The organism is Geovibrio sp. ADMFC3, assembly GCF_054687035.1.
This window is the reverse complement of the sequence record NZ_BAAFZG010000002.1, coordinates 2,111,072-2,130,167: the sequence shown is the minus strand read 5'-3', so window position 1 is coordinate 2,130,167 and position 19,096 is coordinate 2,111,072. Positions and strand designations below refer to the sequence as shown.

At 45.4% G+C, this 19,096-nt stretch carries 23 protein-coding genes; 8 read left to right on the top strand and 15 right to left on the bottom strand.

Annotated features, from left to right (window positions below):
- Positions 1-3: 3 nt before the first annotated feature.
- On the bottom strand, positions 4-903 hold the full coding sequence (locus ACYRYY_RS10510) for a hypothetical protein (RefSeq protein WP_460215549.1): 900 nt from the start codon (positions 901-903) through the stop codon (positions 4-6).
- 63 nt (positions 904-966) lie between these two features.
- The gene (mrtJ, locus tag ACYRYY_RS10505) at positions 967-1,365 is read right to left on the bottom strand and encodes a JDVT-CTERM system glutamic-type intramembrane protease MrtJ (RefSeq protein WP_460215548.1); all 399 of its coding nucleotides are present in this window, start codon (positions 1,363-1,365) and stop codon (positions 967-969) included.
- Positions 1,366-1,547: 182 nt separating this feature from the next.
- On the opposite strand from mrtJ, the gene gspG reads away from it, so the two are divergent.
- The 8 genes from gspG to ACYRYY_RS10465 are packed head-to-tail and all read left to right on the top strand — an operon-like array spanning position 1,548 to position 6,338.
- Positions 1,548-1,979, top strand: coding sequence for a type II secretion system major pseudopilin GspG (gene gspG / locus ACYRYY_RS10500; protein ID WP_460215547.1), 432 nt, complete (start codon positions 1,548-1,550; stop codon positions 1,977-1,979).
- Positions 1,979-2,395: a prepilin-type N-terminal cleavage/methylation domain-containing protein gene (locus ACYRYY_RS10495; protein ID WP_460215546.1), complete on the top strand. Its 417-nt coding sequence runs from the start codon at positions 1,979-1,981 to the stop codon at positions 2,393-2,395. The genes gspG and ACYRYY_RS10495 overlap by 1 nt, the downstream gene beginning before the upstream one ends.
- The gene (locus ACYRYY_RS10490; RefSeq protein ID WP_460215545.1) at positions 2,392-2,718 is read left to right on the top strand and encodes a type IV pilus modification PilV family protein; all 327 of its coding nucleotides are present in this window, start codon (positions 2,392-2,394) and stop codon (positions 2,716-2,718) included. Before ACYRYY_RS10495 ends, ACYRYY_RS10490 begins: the two co-directional genes overlap by 4 nt.
- Positions 2,708-3,262, top strand: coding sequence for a PulJ/GspJ family protein (locus ACYRYY_RS10485; RefSeq protein WP_460215544.1), 555 nt, complete (start codon positions 2,708-2,710; stop codon positions 3,260-3,262). Before ACYRYY_RS10490 ends, ACYRYY_RS10485 begins: the two co-directional genes overlap by 11 nt.
- Complete coding sequence (locus tag ACYRYY_RS10480) at positions 3,259-4,167, top strand: type II secretion system minor pseudopilin (protein WP_460215543.1); 909 nt, start codon at positions 3,259-3,261, stop codon at positions 4,165-4,167. Before ACYRYY_RS10485 ends, ACYRYY_RS10480 begins: the two co-directional genes overlap by 4 nt.
- The gene (locus tag ACYRYY_RS10475; protein ID WP_460215542.1) at positions 4,148-5,152 is read left to right on the top strand and encodes a hypothetical protein; all 1,005 of its coding nucleotides are present in this window, start codon (positions 4,148-4,150) and stop codon (positions 5,150-5,152) included. The genes ACYRYY_RS10480 and ACYRYY_RS10475 overlap by 20 nt, the downstream gene beginning before the upstream one ends.
- Positions 5,149-5,637, top strand: coding sequence for a hypothetical protein (locus ACYRYY_RS10470; protein ID WP_460215541.1), 489 nt, complete (start codon positions 5,149-5,151; stop codon positions 5,635-5,637). The genes ACYRYY_RS10475 and ACYRYY_RS10470 overlap by 4 nt, the downstream gene beginning before the upstream one ends.
- Positions 5,634-6,338, top strand: a complete 705-nt coding sequence (locus tag ACYRYY_RS10465; protein WP_460215540.1) for a hypothetical protein — start codon at positions 5,634-5,636, stop codon at positions 6,336-6,338. The genes ACYRYY_RS10470 and ACYRYY_RS10465 overlap by 4 nt, the downstream gene beginning before the upstream one ends.
- Here ACYRYY_RS10465 and ACYRYY_RS10460 read toward each other — a convergent pair.
- From ACYRYY_RS10460 to ychF, 13 genes are all read right to left on the bottom strand, one after another.
- Complete coding sequence (locus ACYRYY_RS10460) at positions 6,335-7,366, bottom strand: hypothetical protein (protein ID WP_460215539.1); 1,032 nt, start codon at positions 7,364-7,366, stop codon at positions 6,335-6,337. The genes ACYRYY_RS10465 and ACYRYY_RS10460 overlap by 4 nt on opposite strands.
- 38 nt (positions 7,367-7,404) lie before the next feature.
- Positions 7,405-7,743: a hypothetical protein gene (locus ACYRYY_RS10455; RefSeq protein WP_460215538.1), complete on the bottom strand. Its 339-nt coding sequence runs from the start codon at positions 7,741-7,743 to the stop codon at positions 7,405-7,407.
- Positions 7,744-7,770: 27 nt separating this feature from the next.
- Positions 7,771-8,631, bottom strand: coding sequence for a UDP-N-acetylmuramate dehydrogenase (gene murB, locus ACYRYY_RS10450; RefSeq protein ID WP_460215537.1), 861 nt, complete (start codon positions 8,629-8,631; stop codon positions 7,771-7,773).
- Positions 8,628-9,413 (bottom strand): S-methyl-5'-thioinosine phosphorylase, encoded by a 786-nt coding sequence (locus tag ACYRYY_RS10445; RefSeq protein ID WP_460215536.1) that lies wholly within the window; start codon positions 9,411-9,413, stop codon positions 8,628-8,630. The genes murB and ACYRYY_RS10445 overlap by 4 nt, the downstream gene beginning before the upstream one ends.
- A 286-nt stretch (positions 9,414-9,699) precedes the next feature.
- Positions 9,700-10,356 (bottom strand): ABC transporter ATP-binding protein, encoded by a 657-nt coding sequence (locus ACYRYY_RS10440; RefSeq protein WP_460215535.1) that lies wholly within the window; start codon positions 10,354-10,356, stop codon positions 9,700-9,702.
- Positions 10,357-11,583, bottom strand: coding sequence for a lipoprotein-releasing ABC transporter permease subunit (locus tag ACYRYY_RS10435; protein ID WP_460215534.1), 1,227 nt, complete (start codon positions 11,581-11,583; stop codon positions 10,357-10,359). It abuts the gene before it with no gap.
- A gap of 1 nt (position 11,584) precedes the next feature.
- Positions 11,585-13,132, bottom strand: coding sequence for a glutamine-hydrolyzing GMP synthase (gene guaA / locus ACYRYY_RS10430; protein ID WP_460215533.1), 1,548 nt, complete (start codon positions 13,130-13,132; stop codon positions 11,585-11,587).
- Positions 13,133-13,386: 254 nt separating this feature from the next.
- Positions 13,387-14,859 carry an IMP dehydrogenase gene (gene guaB / locus ACYRYY_RS10425; RefSeq protein WP_460215532.1) on the bottom strand — a complete coding sequence of 491 codons (1,473 nt, stop codon included), beginning with the start codon at positions 14,857-14,859 and terminating at the stop codon, positions 13,387-13,389.
- Between the two features lie 168 nt (positions 14,860-15,027).
- Positions 15,028-15,840 carry an NAD+ synthase gene (locus ACYRYY_RS10420; RefSeq protein WP_460215531.1) on the bottom strand — a complete coding sequence of 271 codons (813 nt, stop codon included), beginning with the start codon at positions 15,838-15,840 and terminating at the stop codon, positions 15,028-15,030.
- On the bottom strand, positions 15,837-16,667 hold the full coding sequence (locus ACYRYY_RS10415) for a nitrilase-related carbon-nitrogen hydrolase (RefSeq protein WP_460215530.1): 831 nt from the start codon (positions 16,665-16,667) through the stop codon (positions 15,837-15,839). Before ACYRYY_RS10415 ends, ACYRYY_RS10420 begins: the two co-directional genes overlap by 4 nt.
- Positions 16,668-17,147 (bottom strand): cyclic pyranopterin monophosphate synthase MoaC, encoded by a 480-nt coding sequence (gene moaC, locus ACYRYY_RS10410; RefSeq protein WP_460215529.1) that lies wholly within the window; start codon positions 17,145-17,147, stop codon positions 16,668-16,670.
- A gap of 12 nt (positions 17,148-17,159) precedes the next feature.
- Positions 17,160-17,954 carry an SH3 domain-containing protein gene (locus ACYRYY_RS10405; RefSeq protein WP_460215528.1) on the bottom strand — a complete coding sequence of 265 codons (795 nt, stop codon included), beginning with the start codon at positions 17,952-17,954 and terminating at the stop codon, positions 17,160-17,162.
- On the bottom strand, positions 17,947-19,041 hold the full coding sequence (gene ychF / locus ACYRYY_RS10400) for a redox-regulated ATPase YchF (protein ID WP_460215527.1): 1,095 nt from the start codon (positions 19,039-19,041) through the stop codon (positions 17,947-17,949). Before ychF ends, ACYRYY_RS10405 begins: the two co-directional genes overlap by 8 nt.
- Positions 19,042-19,096 lie beyond the last annotated feature (55 nt).

Sequence of the window (19,096 nt, the reverse complement as noted above, 5' to 3'; positions counted from 1 at the left end):
CACCTAATTTATTTCAACGAATATTGTTTTTCTTTGTCCCGCCCTTTCAAGATCCAGAGTGACGGCTGACACATTTTCAACTGAACTCAGCATACTGAAAAGAACTTCGGGGCTTTTCAGCTCCTCCCCGTTTATACGCATGATTGCGTCACCGTTCTTAAGACCGAGTTCACGCAGAACAGAGTCTTTTGTCATGCGTGACAGACGAAAGCCAACGATCTGACCGTCTTTTTCGTAAGGACGCATGAGAACGGATTTGATTATATTGTTGATGTCACCCACGTTGTTGATAAAGTCTGCGCGGGTCATGGTTACTTTTTCCGTAGGAGTCATGTCTCCGGGTTCTGCCTCGTCTCCTGTTTCCTCAGAAGGCTGTGCCGGAGGAGCAGAAGGAGAAGCTGTAGCAGAAGGAATCAGAGAGCCGTCACTGTAAAGCTCAAGCTTTGTCCTGCCTGATGAAGTGATTACTGTACCGCTTGTTTTGTCAAGACTTTCAAGCTTCACGCCGGAGAAAGTCTCCCCGACAGCGAGCAGAACCTTCTCTCCGTCCAGATCCATAAAAGCGTAAGACTTTGACCTGTACCCGTGTCCATAAAGGATTCCTATAAGCTTTATGCTCCGTGGGGGAGGTGCGGTAAAGGTTTCACCGCTTTCGGTAACGAAAGTGTCTGTTTGTCCCGAAGCGGAAGCGGAAGGAGATGCTGTTTTGAGGGAGAATATGTTTTTTTCGGTAATTAGGGAAATGTCCGCAGTTTTAACAGCGGATGACTTTTTGCCGCCGAGCCTGATCCCCTCCATCACAGTCGGTGTGTGCTTATATGAGATATACCCCGTAATAAGCCATGCAAAGGAAAAAGCCGCAATAACCGGATAAATAAACCATGGGATTTTTATAGTATTCATGAGAATAGAAATAGCATGAATAAACGAAAAATCAAATTAAAATCAGGGGCGCCGCTTCAATATTTATACGATCATCACATTGAGGTTGTAAAAGGCGTGGCACAGCACGCAGGGCATGACTGCTCTGTATTGTGAATACAGAGTTCCGAAAACCAGAGATGGAAAAAAAACAGCAAACGCATGAAAAGGATTTCCGCCCCATAAATGAAAAACAGCAAAAACAGCAGAGACGGAGATATTAGCGGCTGTAATCACAAAAAAAGCCTGAGCCATTCTTCTTTCAAGCCACTCCTGCAGAACTCCCCTGAAAAAAAGCTCCTCTGCCGCAGGCGCAAGGATAAGATAACGGAACACTTTTGATGAGTCAAAAGCAAAGCTTCCGTCCATTAAGAATATGCGTATGCAGAAATACGCTGCTCCCAGAAAAAACGCAGTCAGTAAAAGCCAGGACTTCCTTTTCATATGCTTCAAATAACATGGAAAATACAGTATTTGAAAGAAAAAAAGCAAACCTTCCCCTTTAGTCAATGTCCATAATTCATAGCGGTCAGATACAGATTTTCTAATTTTCCGTATTAACTGTTGTGCGATGAGGGTATGTTGTCCTATAATTCAGCCAAAATTTATTTCATGGAGCAGATAAAATGAACAGCAAAGGTTTCACAATCATTGAAGTGCTGGTGGTTATTGTCATACTGGGGCTTCTCGCCACTTTCATGGTTCCTAAAATCATGGGTAAGCCTGATGAGGCAAGGGTCGCAAAGGCTAAAAATGACATACTCGCCATTGAATCCGCTCTTAAGATGTACAAACTCGACAACGGCTACTACCCCACTACCGAGCAGGGGCTTGAATCTCTGATTAAAGCCCCGGAAATTGAACCTATCCCCAAAAACTACCGCAGAGGCGGATACCTGGACACCTCCAAGAAGCCTCTTGACCCGTGGGACAGAGATTTCATTTACCGAAGCCCCGGCGAAGATGACAGAGATTATGAGATCATCTCACTCGGAGCTGACGGAGTTGAAGGCGGCGAAGAGTTTAATACAGATATAAAGAGCTACGAAATAAGATAATGTCTGCCAGAGGTTTTACTCTTGTAGAGCTTATTATTGTTCTTCTGATAATCGGCATAGGTTTCATGACCGTGACTCCGCTCATGGTTGAAAAAGCAATCGGCGATCCGGAAGAGATAACTTTTTTTAATGATCTGCTCAGTAAAACCGCTGATGAAGCGGAAGAGCTGGGCAGAGCCCTCCCTATACGGGGTGTTAAGGGCTCGGACACTATCTTTCTGCATGACGGCGAGACAGTTAAAATACCCGGCATTTCAGGCGTTTTATCCGCAGAGATAAATGATGAGGAACAGTCGGGGCTTGATTACGTGATAATGGTTTACCCTAAACGAATCTGTGACTATTTCATTCTGCGGGTATCGGACACCGAAATTATAGAATCCCTGCCGCTGATCCTCCAGACGAGGCTGAAATGAAAAAAGGCTTTACCCTTCTTGAGCTTCTTATTGCAATGGTCGTTCTCTCAATCGGCATGATGGGTATATTCACCCTTGTCAGACAGTCTCTGGACATGAATGACTATGCAAAAAGAAAACTGAATCTCCTCAGCAGAGGTTATGAGCGGGTAATACTGACACTTTCCGAGAAAAAAACTCTGGAAGATATAATAACCGATAACAGGACAACATATACATATAAGCTCGAAAAGCATGATACAGGGCTTCAGGGCATAAAGGAATGTGAACTCAAAATATCCGACAGCACAGCGGATATGACTCTGTTTTACTATGAAAGATAATAAAGGCTTCACTCTTGCAGAACTAATGATAGCGGTTGCGCTGGCAGGCATAGTCCTCACCGGTTCATACGCAGTTTTCAATACAATTATCGCATCAAGGGACGTCTCCGTGCGTGCCGGCGATGCAGTGACGGTTAATGCCAAAATAGCGTCCCTGCTGTCCGCTGATTTCAGACAGGCTGTAAAAAATACCGCAGAAGTTCAGTCTGCCGTGGAAAACGGTATGGCACTGAGACTTATCACCCACAATTCACTTTACTTTCAGGGGGCACTGCCTGTTGAGGTTCTTTACTACATAGAGGACGGATACCTTATACGTGAGGAGAAGCTCCCCCTGATGGACTACGAGCAGAAGATGTTCATACTCCCCAATGCAGACAACTTCACTGTGCTGTTTTATGAGAACGGTGAATATTATGACAGAACAATTTTCGGAACAAACATGATAAAAATCAAGCTGAACACTGCGGGAATCCCTGTTGAGGCAATTGCCGGCAGCTACCACCAGAACGGTATATTTAACTCTCTAGGGATAGGCGAATGAATAATAAAGGCAGCGTTCTTGTTTTTGTCCTTATATTTGTTGCCTTCACTCTGGGCATTGTAACCTACATGCACCAGCGTGCAGGAAGCTCTCTGGCGGACAGTGCCGAACTTCAGTTTGAATATCAGTCGTCAATCTACGCAATGTCAGCCATTGAGGCGATCAGGAAAGTTCTGGAGGATGATGACAATAACTACGACTACGACGGAGAATCGTGGGCGCTTATCCCTCCTTTTCCGGTGCCTATGGGTTTTATATCAATAACAGTAACCCCGACAAACGGGCGCATTCCTCTTAACATGATGGACGGCGACAACAAGTCCGAGGCGTATTTCAACGGTTGCAGGGAAACACTGAAGGAACTTGAGCTTGAAGAATCCATCTGCTCTGTTATAAAGGACTGGATAGACGTTGACGCCGCAGTCTCAGACATGGGTGAGGAAAACATTGACTACATCACCGACGGCAAAAACTACTCCACTAAAAACGGTAAACTTGAAACACTTAAAGAACTCAGCTTCATAAACGGTGCTAAGGATCATTATGAGGTTCTGGCCCGCCACTTTACAAATCATGGAGACGGCAAGCTCAACCTTAACTTTATTACGAAAGAGGCTCTGACAGGGCTGATACCGGGAATGGCTTCATACGCCGAAAGTATTATAGAATACCGCTCAAGCCACACATACAAGGATGTATCCAATATAATGAATGCGGCAAGCATACCTCAGGACATATACAACGCTTCACTGGACTATCTCACGGTAAAAAGTTCTTTATTTTATGTAAAGACTGAAGTAAGTTTGAATGACAAGTCCCGTTTTTACCATGTTCTTCTGGAGAGAAACGGAGCCCGCACCACAGTACTTAAATATATTGAAGGTAATGATGGCGTCTTCTTCTGACAAAAATTTATTTATTAAAAACAACCGAATTTACAATATCGAAAACGGAAGGGCGGATTTCCCCGCAAGTGCCGAGCAGACAGGCTCGTTCACTCTTTTTCTTGATGACTCGATGTTCTTTTATCTTTCCATGGATCTCCCTTCATCCAACAGGAAAAAGGCACGTGGTTTTATAAGTAACTATCTCAGCACTCTTTTTCCCGAATACATGGCAGAAAATTTCGGCTTTGTGCTTAATGGAAGCACTGCCCTTATATATCTTCCTGCAACAGAGTTCGCTGCTTTTGTTGAAGAAAACATGCCTCTTCTTAAAAAAGCATCAAAAATCACCACTCCGTTTATCGAGATGTTTGCCAAAGAAGCATCTTTTGACTACACAGACGGAGTGAAGTGCTACTCTGTCTCCGGCGGAGAAATACACCAGCTATTTGAAGAGCCGGAAGACGCCTACACGGCGGAGAGGGTTCTTGGCAAAATAATTCCTGCTAAAACGTCAATGAATATCAAAGGTGTGGAGAAGGAATCATTTCTTCCTTCAGCCTTCAAGGTTCCGGCAATTGTTCTTGCCGTCTGCTACCTTGTTTTTATCGGCGGCGAGTACCTGCGCCTGAAAGGATATTCCACATCATTAAAACTACGTGAAAATAAGCTTAATGAGCTTTACACTCTGGGTGGCGTCAGCGGTTCAAACGACCCGTACGGAACTCTTCTGTACAAGGCCAGAGGCAACAGAGACACAACTCAGGGAATAAGCATTCTCACTGTTTTTGAAACCATGAGTAAAGCAGCAGACAAAAGCAAGATCACCCTTGAAGGTGTTACGGTGCGTGATACTACAGTAAACTGTTCCGGCACAGCGGCTGACTTTCAGGCGGTTGAAGAGTTTAAACAGAAACTCGAGGAAGCAGGGGCGCTTAGAACAAACATTGAAGACACTGACAAACAAGGCGACATTATAAAATTCTCAGTGAGGTTCGGATTATGAATATGAACATAAATATGAATCCCGCTCTGAAAGAGAAAATCCTCATTTGGTTCGTGATTGTTTTCGCAGTATTCTTTCTTTTTTACTGGACTCACATGTTCTTTGCCTCAAGGGAAGACGCATACACCCAGAGACAGAAATCATACACCGAACAGATAAACAAAACCGCAGAGCTTATAGCCGAAATATCGAGCGGCGCCAACTCCACAAAAAAAGTTGATACCGGTCTTTTGTCCTTCATACAGAACACAGCAGCAAGAGCAGGAATAGCCGGACGGATTCTGGATCTTAAACCTGTTTCCGGCTCATCAGGAGCAGAGGTTGTAACTCTGCGCATTCAGGCTCTTAACCTGAATGAACTCAACTCCTTTCTTGATCTTGTGGAAGGTTACCAAAATCTCACGATAAAAAACTTTGCCCTGAAAAAAAGGTTCGATGATCCTACTCTGGCAGACATTAATCTGGAGCTTGTGAAAAACAAATGATTAAAAAAATTCTCATAAACGCTGCGATATTCTTAGGCTGTACAATTGTTTTCCTCATTGTTTTTTTCCCCTATGCCAAGGTTCTTGAATATTATGCGAACATAGCTGCGGCAAAAGCACATATCAGCCTTTCCATAGGTTCTACTGAAGCAGGCGCATTCGGTGCAGATCTCAGTGATATAAAAATTGGCGACTTCGCAGCGGACAGCCTTGAACTCAGATACTCGCCTTTTTCTGTCCTCACCCGTAGTATTTCAGCGAAGCTGGACTCCGAAATAGCAACAGGAGAAGCCTCACATAAAGGCGGCGAAGTTAGCATCAAAACCATGCTTGAACTTGATAAAATACCTCAGATTGCCGAAAGCGGTCTCGGTGGAGAGGTTATCCTTAATCTCGCCATGAAAGACTGGAAAGGAACCGGAACCATAGCAGCACCAAAGCTTACCATACCTTCAGATTTCGGTCCTGTTACCTTTAATAATATCACAGGGAACCTTGCAATCGAAAAACAGATGATTACAGTAAGCAGTCTAACATCCGAAGGCACTGCCAAAATCAACCTTAACGGCAACATAAGGATTAATCAGGTTAATGCGAACAGAAGTGTAATTGCCTTGGCGGGAACAGTAAGCGTGGCAGGGATGAACAAAAGAATCACCATAACCGGACAGGTTATGAGCCCGAAGATTACCGTTAATTAGTCTCCCTTTTCAGTGTCTGTCTGCTCAACATTTTCAGCCGGCATAAAGAAATAATATACGGCGTTGTCTTCCATTCGTTTCAGCATTTCATGAGTATCTGACGAGTTTACGACATCGGCAAAATTAAGCAGAACATTTCCTTCCTCATCCGTAATCCTGCCGTGCTTAAGTTCAGCAGGCTCACAAGCATCAGGGAAGTCCTTCATTTCAAGGGTTACATCACCCTCAACACAATATTTCTTTTCGTTAAAATCAACGTAGCATGCCTTTTTTCCTGCCGTACAGAATTCAGTTCCGCCGTAATTAAGAAATATATCTTTTGTATAAGATATTTCTGTTGAAAGCGCTGTCAGGGCACCATCGTCGAAATGCAGCGTAAAGCCATCGGCGATGGCAGTCTTTTCGGAAGGCAGACCCGCATATATTCCAGCCTTAACGAATTTTCCTCCACAGTAGGCGTCAGCACTGCCGGAAACAGTAACACAGTCAGTCATATTATCAGACGGAAAATCCAGAATTTCAGGTGCGCCGCCCTTGTTAACATCCTGATAGTTAATGCTGTAAAATCGGTCTCTGCCGTAGCCGATCAGCCTGCCCTCTTCTATATGAGGGGAAGTAAAATCCACAGGGAGAGGGCTGAGTCCGGTAAAACGTCTTTGAGTAAAGTCCAGTGTTACAAGCTTTTCATCCAATATAAAAGCAGCGTATCCGTCATCCAGAAATACTTCCTGTATATTCTCTTTCAACTGTCCGGATATTACCTCTTCTGTGGAGTCTATGCGATAGACTCTGAAAGATTTTCCGTCAGTAAAAGCGAAATACGGCGGATAGAAGGCAGGCTTTCCCGGCTTATTGTTTGTTCCTGTAACTTCTGCGCAGGAATCAATACTGAATATACTTATACCCTGTTCATTTTCAGCAAGAAGGAAACCGCCTTTGAGTTTTATGGATGTAAAATTATCTGAAATAAGTGACGGACACTGAGAGGAGGAAATATTGATTGCACTGTCAGTGAGAACGGCAAGCACGCCGTTGTCATAGGCAAAATCCTTAACCGACTGGGCAATTACCCTTGATGTTTTTTTTTATCAAAACTTATGAGAGAACTGAGCAGAAGACCGCTTTCAGGCATTGCCGCTTCAAACTCCGCCATGCTGTCAGAAGCGTGAAGCTCTGCTTTGAGTTCCTGTAAGTACGCTGTTCCTGTGAAGAGATTTTTCTGAGGTGATAAAGCAGTCTGCTGAACTGGTGCGGTGGCTGTTGTGCAGGAAATGACAAGTACCAGTGAAGGGATAACCAGCCTTAAAAAGCGTATTATCCAGCCGGGACAGCTTAGTTTAGAAAACACCTCTGTTTCCAATGCTTTACGTTCATCAAAAGTGAGTTCGCAGTTTCTTCTTTCCACCTAAAATCCCCCGGACGCTCTTTAAGGTCAGAAGCCGATGTATTTCACCTCTTCCTCAAGCTGTACGCCCGTTTCTTTCAAAACAATTAACTTAACTTCTTCAATCAGGTTCTTAATATCAGAACCGGTAGCACCGCCTATATTAACAATAAAATTGGCGTGCTTTTCGGAAACCATTGCGCCTCCGATGCGTTTTCCCTTTAAACCGCACCGTTCAATGAGTTCTCCGGCATAATGACCTTCAGGACGCTTAAAAACAGAACCGCAGGACGGATATTCCAAGGGCTGCTTGGATGCTCTTCTTCGGAGAATATCTCTCCTGAGAGCCTCGCTTTCGGCTCTGTTTCCCTCTTCGAGAAGGAACTTGCCGCCGAGAACTATATTGCTCCCCACAGCCGCAGTTCTGCGGTATGAAAAGCCTGCGTCAGCGCCCTTCACAGTGAAAACCGAGCCGTCCAGACTCAAGAGGTCAATCTCTTCAGTTAACATTCCGATTTCGGTTCCGAATGCACCTGCGTTCATCGCAAGCGCACCGCCAACTGTACCTGGAATGCCGCTCATATTTTCAGCTCCGGTCATGTAAGATCTTATCGTATAAACGATCATTGAGTCAAGAAGAACTCCGGCACCTGCATAAATTTTCTTATGTTTTTTCAAAATATGCCGATTAAGATTACTGAGGACTATCACGAGACGATCAAGAATTTGATCTGAGATCAACAAGTTACAGCCGCCACCCATTATAAAATGTTCAACAGAGTTTTTTTCCGCCCATTTAAGATAATTAACTAATTCATCAGTTGTCGAGGGTACGGCAAAGAATTTTGCCGTGCCGCCTGTTCGGTAGCTTGTGTAGTTTTTAAGTGAAACATTCTCATAAATTTTCATTTGCTGATCTTTGTTCCTTCCAGTGCATCTTTGCAGAAACAGTTTCTGTTTACTGTATATGAATCAGGCAGAGCGCTCACAAGAGCCTTGATCCTTTCTGTAGAGGCTTTCATAGTTTCCACAACTTCAACAGTGGTCAGTTTGGCGTCGTTTGTTCCTGCTGCATAGTTCGTGATAACGCTTACGTTAGCGTAGCATATCTCTTTTTCACGGGCGAGGGGTGCTTCAGGAAACATCGTCATACCCACGGTGTCTGCGCCTATTTTCTCAAAATATTTGATCTCCGCTGCTGTTTCGAGCCTCGGACCGTTGGTGCAGATGTACACTCCGCTTTTTATGACTCCTACCCCTGCTTTTTCCGCACTATTTATAAGCAGTTCCCGCAATTCAGGGCAGAATGGTTCTGTAAAATCTATATGGTGGATCAACCCGCCGTCATAGAAAGTATGGGCACGTCCTGATGTATGGTCTATTGCGTTGGATGAAATTACAATATCTCCAGGTTTAACTCCCTTTATGCCGCCCACTGCGGTAAAGGAGATAATCCGGCTGATGCCGAGTTTTTCAAATCCGGCAATATTTGCCCTGTAGTTGACACTGTGCGGAGGGATTCCGTGGCTGCGTCCATGCCTGTTAAGGAAATAGAACTCCACACCTTTATATCTGTAATGCCTGTACGCATCAGAAGGAGAGCCCCACTCGGTTTCGACAGATTCTTCACCTATAAATTCAAAACCATCTATTTCATAAAGTCCGCTGCCGCCGATTATACCTAGTTTCATGGACAATACACCTCTTAACTGATAATCCTAATCTGTACATCCTGTCAGATTAGGATACACGCTCACGGACGGATAAACCGTCCTTCGCTTCGCACGGCGCATTCCCTTCATGGGAATGCCTGATAATCAGAATCTACACATCAAGTCAGATTCTATTGCACGCTCACGGACGGATAAACCGTCCTTCGCTTCGCACGGCGCATTCCCTTCCATAGGAATGCCTGATAATCAGAATCTGTACATCCTGTCAGATTCTATTGCACGCTCAAAGACGGGTAAACCGTCTCTAGCTCTTTTCTATTCTGATAATGCGGTCACAGGATTCCGCTATGGCGGTTTCATGGGTGACAATAAGCACAGTAACGCCTTCGTCACGCATGAGACGTATCATATCCAGAACCTCGTCACTGTTTTTCTTATCAAGACTGCCTGTGGGCTCATCTGCGAGGATTATTTTCGGGCTGTTCATCATAGCTCTGGCTATGGCTGTCCTCTGCTGCTCACCGCCGGAAAGTTCAGCAGGGAAATGAGTCACCCTGTCCTCCAGACCGACTTTGGCAAGGAGCGCTTTCGCCCGTTTAACCGCCTCATCAATATTCTCGCCTGCAATAAGAGCAGGCATCATAACATTTTCCAGAGCGGTAAAGTCTTCCAATAAATAATGAAACTGGAACACAAAGCCCACATCCTGATTACGGAACTGATCAAGTGCCTTTCCTTTCAGCTTGAGAATATCTTCACCCTGAAACAGCACTGAACCGGAATCAGGCTTATCTAGCCCGCCTATGATATGGAGCAGAGTGGATTTACCGGCACCGGAAGGACCGACTATGGCAAGCATCTCACCTTTTCCCACACTCATGTTGAATCCGCTGAGAACATCCAGCCTGTAATCGCCTTTGAGAAAGCTTTTATTTAAATTAACTATTTCCAGCAGACTCATTTAATCACGCCTCAATGCTTCTATGGGGTCGAGTTTAGCCGACTGTCTGGCGGGAAAAAGCCCCGCAACATATGTAATAACAAGAGCGCACACAGTAACAGTTATAAATACCGAAGGTTCTATCTTAACCGGAATTCTGTCCATGAAATAAACATCTTCCGGCAGGCTGATCAGCTTATAGTTTTTCAGCACAAAGCAGATTGTATAGCCGATCACATTACCAAGAGCTGTTCCCACAAACCCAACAACAAGCCCCTGACGGATGAAGATGCGGTAAATACTTTTTTCAGGCGCACCCATCGCACGGAGTATGGCTATATCACGCTTTTTGTCCTTAACCGACACGGTTATCATGCTCACCACATTGAATGAGGCAACTATGATAATCAGCGTAAGTATTATGAACATGGCAATTTTTTCAAGCTTAAGAGCTGAAAACAGGTTGGAGTTCATGCTTATCCAATCCCTAGCCCAATAGGGGAAGCCCAGCTCTTCTTCTAACTTCTTTGCCAAAGGTATCGCATTGGCAAAGTCATCCGCCTTCACGCTGAAACCGGAGACAACAGCATCCATACCGAAAAATTCCTGTGCAGCCTCAAGGGATATATACCCAAGGGATGAATTATACTCATACATCCCCATGTCAAACCATCCGGCAACCTCAAAATGCTTCATCTTGGGAACCATGCCGAACGGACCCTTACGTCCGAAGGGTGAAACCATCACCACATCGTCACCCACACTCACCGCAAGGGAGTGCGCAAGCTCTTTTCCCAGAACGATTTTAGGTTTCTCGCCCTTGTCCGCTATGTCCAGAAATTCGCCGTCCTTCATGAACTTCTCTATGGTGGTAACACCCAGTTCCTTTTCAGGGTTAACGCCTCTGACGATTACGCCGCTGACATTGTTCTGGCTGGTCACAAGTACCTGACTCAGTATGAACGGCGACACTCCCGCAACTTTATCAGTAATGCGGATCTTAGCGTCCACAAGCTGCCAATCCCTGATTGGAGAAGCATCCAGACGGTTTACGATTATATGGGCATTAGCACCAAGAATTTTGTTCTGGAGATTGTCGGAGAAGCCGATCATCACGTTCAGAACAATGATAAGGGTTGCCACCCCCACCATTATACCTATGACGGAAATGGTGGAGATGAACGAAAAGATACGGTTTTTTCTGCGGGAGCGGAGATAGCGTGTTGCTATCAGATTCTCCGTTTTCATATCACTCCCATTCTATAGTTGCAGGCGGTTTGGAGCTTATGTCGTACACGACTCTGTTTATGCCCCTTACCTCGTTTATGATTCGGTTTGATATTTTGCCGAGAACATCATATGGAATGTGCGCCCAGTCTGCCGTCATGCCGTCAGAACTGTAGACAGCCCTGATGGCGCAGGCGTTTTCATATGTTCTGCCGTCGCCCATAACACCGACAGTGTTTACGGGGAGCAGAACAGCGAAAGCCTGCCAGATTGTATTATAAAGGTTAGCGTTATGAAGCTCTTCGATAAAAATAGCGTCCGCCTGACGGAGAACATCACATCTTTTCTTTGTGATCTCGCCAAGAACCCTTACGCCCAGTCCGGGACCGGGGAACGGATGGCGTCCGACCATTACTTCGGGAAGACCAAGCCTGCGTCCGACCTCACGTACCTCATCCTTGAAAAGCTCTCTAAGTGGCTCAACAAGCTGGAACTTCATATCCTCCGGCAAACCGCCCACATTGTGATGTGATTTAATGGTTGCAGAAGGTCCTTTAAAAGATACTGATTCTATAACGTCAGGATAAAGAGTGCCCTGCGCAAGGAAGTCAAACTCGCCTATTTTCCTTGCCTCTTCCTCAAAAATTCTTATGAAGAGATTACCGATTGTCTTTCTTTTCTTTTCAGGATCAGTAACACCCGCAAGAGCCGTGAGGAATCTCTCCTCCGCATCAGCTACCACGAGGTTTATTTTGTAGTTGTCTTTGAAGGTTTTTTCCACCTGCTCACGTTCATTCAGGCGGAGAAGACCGTTATCAACGAATACGCATACAAGATTATCGCCTATGGCTTCATGGAGAAGAACAGCAACAACGGATGAATCAACACCGCCGGAGAGACCGCAAAGAACCTTTCTGTCGCCTACTCTCTCACGGATTCTGGCTATTTCAGCCTGAATGAAGTTGTCCGCAGTCCATATCTGTCTGCATCCGCAAATTTTAACAACAAAGTTTTCAAGAATAGTCTTGCCCTGCTCTGTGTGAGTAACTTCAGGGTGAAACTGTATTGCGTATATTTCACGGTCTTTATGCTTCATCGCAGCAACAGGCGCATTGTCTGTCTTTGCGACTACTTCAAACCCTTCGGGCATTTTTTCCAGTCTGTCGCCGTGGCTCATCCATACGGTAAGACTGTCCCCTTCGAGACCGCTGAAAAGGCTGCATGAGGGCTCATAATTAAGAACAGCTCTGCCGTACTCCCTGTGGTTTGAAGGAGCGACAATGCCTCCGAAATGCTGTCCCGCAAGCTGCATGCCGTAGCATATGCCGAGAACAGGAAGACCCATTTCAAAAACACGTTCGTCAACAGACGGAGCATCTTCCTCATATACGCTGGAAGGTCCGCCGGAAAGAATAATTCCTTTTGCTTCAAAGGATTTTATTTTTTCAAAATCTGCATTGCAGGGAAAAATTTCGCAGTAAACATTAGCCTCACGAACCCTGCGTGCTATAAGCTGGGTATATTGTGAACCAAAATCTAATATTAAGACTTTCTCCGAATGAATGTCCATTTAACCTCCAATATAATAGTGTAAATCTGCACATCCTGTCAGATTTACACACACGCTCGCGCCTTGTAAAACAAGTCTTCGCTTCGCACGGCGGGCTTCCTTCCATGGAAGCCTGCAAACATACTAGTGCAAGCCCGTACATCATGTCAGATTTACACACACGCTCACGCCTTGTAAAACAAGCCTTTTAAGCAAGCTCGGTGCAGAAACCGCCGGAATATGAACGGCGGTTTTGCTTCGCACGGCGGGCGCTGTTAAGTGTTCACCCAGTAATTAGGTGCTTCTTTTGTGATCATAACGTCATGCACATGGCTTTCACGAAGACCTGCGCCTGTGATTCTCACAAAGCGTGCCTTAACGTGCATATCTTCAATTGTTCCGCAGCCGGCGTAACCCATACCGGAGCGTATGCCGCCCGTAAGCTGGTAAACAGTTTCGCTGAGTTCGCCTTTATAATGGACTCGTCCCTCTATACCTTCCGGGACAAATTTCTTTTCGTTTTCTGTGCCTTCCTGAAAATAACGGTCTTTACTTCCCGCTTTCATAGCGCCCACAGAGCCCATGCCTCTATAAACCTTGAAGCTTCTGCCCTGATAGAGTTCTATATCTCCGGGAGACTCCTTTGTCCCTGCGAACAGTGAGCCTATCATAACAGTGGAGGCACCTGCGGCTATGGCTTTTACCACATCACCGGAATATTTTATTCCGCCGTCAGCAATGATCGGAATGCCAAGTTCCTTTGCCTTTGCAGCACAAGTCATAATAGCAGTAATCTGCGGAACACCAACGCCTGCAACAACCCTTGTTGTGCATATTGAACCGGGTCCGATGCCGACTTTCACACAGTCGGCCCCGCAGTTATAAAGAGCTTCCACAGCTTCCGGCGTGGCAACATTACCGGCAACAAGCTGAACATCAGGATAAGTGGATTTAACCCATTTAACCATGTCCAGAACCATCTGCGAATGACCGTGAGCAGTGTCAACCACAATGACATCAGCCTTAGCTTCAACCAGTGCGGCTACCCTGTTTTTACTATCTCCGCCGACACCCACAGCAGCACCGACAAGCAGTCTGCCCATATCATCTTTTGCGGCATTGGGGTATTTAAGCTTCTTGTTTATATCCTTAATGGTTATCAGCCCTTTGAGCTGATATTTATCATTAACCACAAGGAGTTTCTCGATTCGGTGTTCCTGAAGAATATCCTTGGCGGAATCAAGATTAGCGTCCTTTTCCAGAACAGTAACAAGATTTTTGCCTGTCATGTATTCAGTTACTTTAGCATCGTGGTTTTTCACAAAGCGAAGGTCTCTGTTGGTGAGTATGCCCACCAGCTTTCCGCCCTCGGTAACAGGCACGCCGCTTATTTTATACTTGGACATGATAGCAAGCGCATCCTCTACCGTCTTATCCGGCGAAATCGTGATAGGGTCAACTATCATCCCGCTCTCGGAACGCTTTACCTTGTCTACCTCATCCGCCTGAGCCTCAATGCTCATATTCTTGTGAATGAAGCCTATTCCGCCTTCCTGCGCCATGGCTATAGCCAGTTTCGCTTCCGTAACAGTGTCCATCGCCGCACTTACCAGCGGGATGTTGAGGAAAATTTTGTTTGTAAGCTTTGACCTTGTGTCGATGTCCTTGGGAAGAACCTCGCTGTGTGCGGGGATCACAAGCACATCGTCAAATGTCAGGGCTTCCATTGCGATTTTATCGCCGTACATTTTGTTCACCGCCTGCTTTTATGTTTTATTTGTTAATATTATCAAGTTACCGTGTTCTTCCTCAAACCTAACAGACTAAGAAAAAACCATAGTCCCACGAAAGGGACTGCGCCGTGTGTGGCGAGCGGTTGCAGATGCACCGCAGGACGCTGGCGCATCTATACTAAGTCAGTAGCCCCAGTCACGGCTGTAGCGGAAATCACGCCCGATTGTCCGCTGGCTTACTTTTGCAATAACAGGAATTTTACGTTTAAACTGATATCTCATTATTCTTTCTGATATTTTTTGTACAAAATCCTCATCAAAACCCATCTGAACCAGTTCGGCTTTTCTGCGTCTGTTGTCTACCATTTCATAAAGCAGCCTGTCCACATCTTTATAGGTGAAACCAAGCTCCCCTTCGTCTGTCTGATCAGGCCACAGATCCGCCGTTGGTTGTTTTTTAACAACTTTTTCAGGTATTCCCAAATATTCAGAAAGCTCCCATACCTGTGTTTTGTAAAGATCGCCGATAGGGTTGATGGCGCTTGCCAAATCGCCGTACCATGTGCCATAGCCCAGAAGCAGTTCCGTTTTATTGCTTGTTCCCAGAACAATACCGCCATGCTTTGCGGAACGGTCAAATATAGTGACCATACGCATACGGGCAAGAACGTTCCCTATCCGAAGCTTACTCATGTCCGGTTCACTCTCTATAAAAGGCTCCGCAAAGGGAGTGATATCTGCAATTTCGAGGTTTATTCCCAAAGCTTTAGCCACAAGTTCGGCATCCGCCATGCTTTCTTTGCTGGAAAGCTTATAGGGCAGCCCGACTCCGAACACCCTGTCCTTTCCCAGAGCCTCAACAGCGATAGCAGCCGAAAGAGCGGAATCTATTCCGCCGGAAAGACCAAGAACAACTGTTTTAAGCCCTATTTTTTCCGTTTCTTCCTTTACGAATGTGGTTAATATCTGCTTTGTGAGTTTAAGATCAAGCTTCATTTCTTATCTCCTTTGAGATAATCAAGGAGTATCTGGGATTTCTCATCACGGTAGAAGGGGGAATGGATTCTTGCCAGACGGATATCAGCGGTTTCAAGTTCTGTAATTCCAATTGCCGCCTCAAACTGCGGGAGCTGGATTTTTCTTTTACCCAGAGCGGAATAAGCTTCGGAACCGCCCCAGAATGCCACACCGTCTTCTACACCTGCACGGTTTACATACACAAGGTTAACTGTGAGCAGGCTTGCTGTATATTTATTTGATGTCTGCCATATGGAGGCAGCCTCAAGACCGTCTCCGACTACGCCTCTGGCCGGGCTGTTGGAGGGGATAAAGACAGTCTGCACGCCCATTCGGCTTAAAACATAAATTGAGCTTAAGTGAAGAGCATCTTCGCAGATAAGCATTCCGCATTTTCCGAAAGCTGTGTCAAACACTGAAAAACCGTTTCCGGCTGCGAAATATCTTGCCTCTTCAAACATAGTATAGACAGGCAGATAAACTTTTTTATGGAGATGAACGAGTCTGCCTTTTTCGGCATAGGCGCAGACATTATAGAAAAGGTTGTCTTCCCCTTCGTAAACAAAGCCGAAGACGACAGAAATATCTTTTGAGAGAGATATTATTCTTTTGACAGCCTTGTCATCTGTTTTCATAGCTACATCATTCACATAGTCCATAAGATAGTAGCCTGTGAGCGAAAGCTCCGGAAACACAATGACATCACACTTTTCCGCAACGGCTTGTTCTATGCACTCCTCATGGAGTTCAAGGTTTTTTGCCGTGTCACCCAGAAAGGGCTTTATCTGCGCCAGACAAACCCGCATCTATTCACCGTCCCTCACGAATGTTCCGCTTTTTCCTCCGGACTTTCTCACAAGCCTGACATCGCTTACCACCATGCCTTTATCAACAGCCTTACACATATCATAGATAGTGAGGGCAGCAACGGAAACACCCATGAGCGCTTCCATTTCGATACCTGTCTTCCCGGTAAGTTTTGCGGTAACTTCTATTTCGATTTCGCTTTTTTCGGTATCAGGATGGAAATAAACATCAACTGCGGTTACATTCAGAGGATGGCACATGGGGATGAGGTCGCCTGTTTTCTTAACGGCCATGATCCCTGCAACACGGGCAACCTCAAATACATTACCCTTCTCCATCCTGCTCTCAAGCACAAGCTTAAGAGTCTCAGGCTTCATGGAGATGCGTCCTTTCGCCGTGGCTTCCCTCACCGTATCGCTTTTAGCGGTGACATCCACCATGCGGCTTCTTCCTTCTTCGTCAAAATGGGTAAATGACATTATTTTATACCTCTAATGGGGATATTGTTTAAAAAACTCGTCAGCAGGCTGGCTTGAAGCTATATAATCCCAGATTTTCCCGTTCCCGCTTCTCAGATCATGAAGATCTGTTTCTGTTCTTTCAACGGTAAATTCTGCGCTGTCTTTATAATCAACAACTCTGCCGTTGTCAAAAACAGGGATACGGAAAATAATTTTATATGAATCAGCATCATACAGCAGCATTTTCATCATAACGATTTCAACAAACTTCGTCATTGTTTCGCTTAATGGATTTTCCCTCATGGACGGTACAGGCTTTCCGGTTCCGTCCACTGCGCAGTAGAGAACATTTACAACTGCTGTTCCGCCCTTCTTCTTACCATCAAGAATTTTCAGGTTAGGAACTATGCTCTGCCTTCTGGAATAAATGGATTCTTTAACCATCTGGTTGAACTGCGAAGCCATATTCCTTATGTCTACCATGAACTTCTTTTCTATATCGCTCTTTGTAATATGTTCATCTTTCAGTTCATAGCGGAATTCGACCAGTTCGGCACGCACATAAGCCTCACGCCTGTTGTAAAGGCGCACCTTGTACCAGTTGTCTTTCTTGGAGAGAACAATGATCTTGCTCCCCTTCGGCAGCCTTGAGATAACAGGGCTTTTTGTATCCGGTTTTTCCCGTGCCATGACTCCTTCTCCGGCGACATGCCCCAGAGCCTCAAGGATACCGTCACGGTCACTGATATGAACAGGCTCCTCGGCAAAAACGGCATAAGCCGGACAAAGCGCCAGAAAAAGAGAAAGGGCAAGAGCCCTAAACATTAAACCTGAAATAGATAATATCTCCGTCCTGAACAATATATTCCTTCCCTTCCAGCCTCATCTTACCCATCTCCTTGGCTTTCGCCATTGAGCCTGCGGTTTCAAAATCGCTGTATGAGGTAACTTCCGCACGGATGAATCCACGCTCTATATCCGAGTGGATTTTCCCGGCAGCCTTCTGAGCGGTTGTTCCTCCGGTCACTGTCCATGCACGTACCTCTTTTTCCCCTGCGGTAAAAAAGGTTAAAAGATCAAGCAGCTTATAACCTTGAGCTATCATGGACTGCAAACCGGAACGGTCAAGCCCCATGCTGGCGAGGAATTCTTTCGCCTCTTCCTCGTCAAGCTCTGCTATCTCCGACTCTATCGCACCGCAGATCTTAACAACAACAGCATTTTCCTTCGCTGCTATTTCACGCACTTTTTTTACATGCTCATTATCTTCTGTAAGAACAGCCTCATCAACATTAGCCACATACATTACAGGCTTAGAGGTAATAAGAGGGTATTCTTTCAGAGACTCGGTAAGCTCTTCAAAACCTTCAATACTGCGGATCATTGTGCCTTTCTGCACTTCCGCCAGCAGAATTTCAAGGGCTTCCACCTTCTTTTTCAGTTCCTTATCGCCACTTTTTGCGGCTTTTTTGTTTCTGTCAACCGCACGTTCTATAAGCTCCATATCGCTCATAAGAAGCTCGGTGTTGATAATATCAATATCACGCACAGGGTCAACGCCGCCTTCTACATGGACAACGTTGGGATCATCAAAACAGCGTACAACATGCGCCACAGCGTCCACCTGACGTATGTGGGTGAGAAACTTGTTTCCGAGACCTTCACCCTGACTGGCACCTTTAACGAGACCTGCAATATCTATAAACTCAATAGTGGTCGCCACTGTTGACTGCGGCTTAATTTTTTCCACCAGATAATCCATTCTTTCATCCGGAACCGGAACTATGCCCCTGTTGGGGTCGATGGTGCAGAAAGGGTAATTGGCACTTTCCGCTCCAGCTTTTGTGAGTGCGTTGAATATAGTGGACTTGCCTACATTGGGCAGACCTACTATTCCGCAGTTGAAACCCATAATAACCTCATATTGTCTGCTTGCTTAAAGAACAATTATATTGCTACAAGTTTGA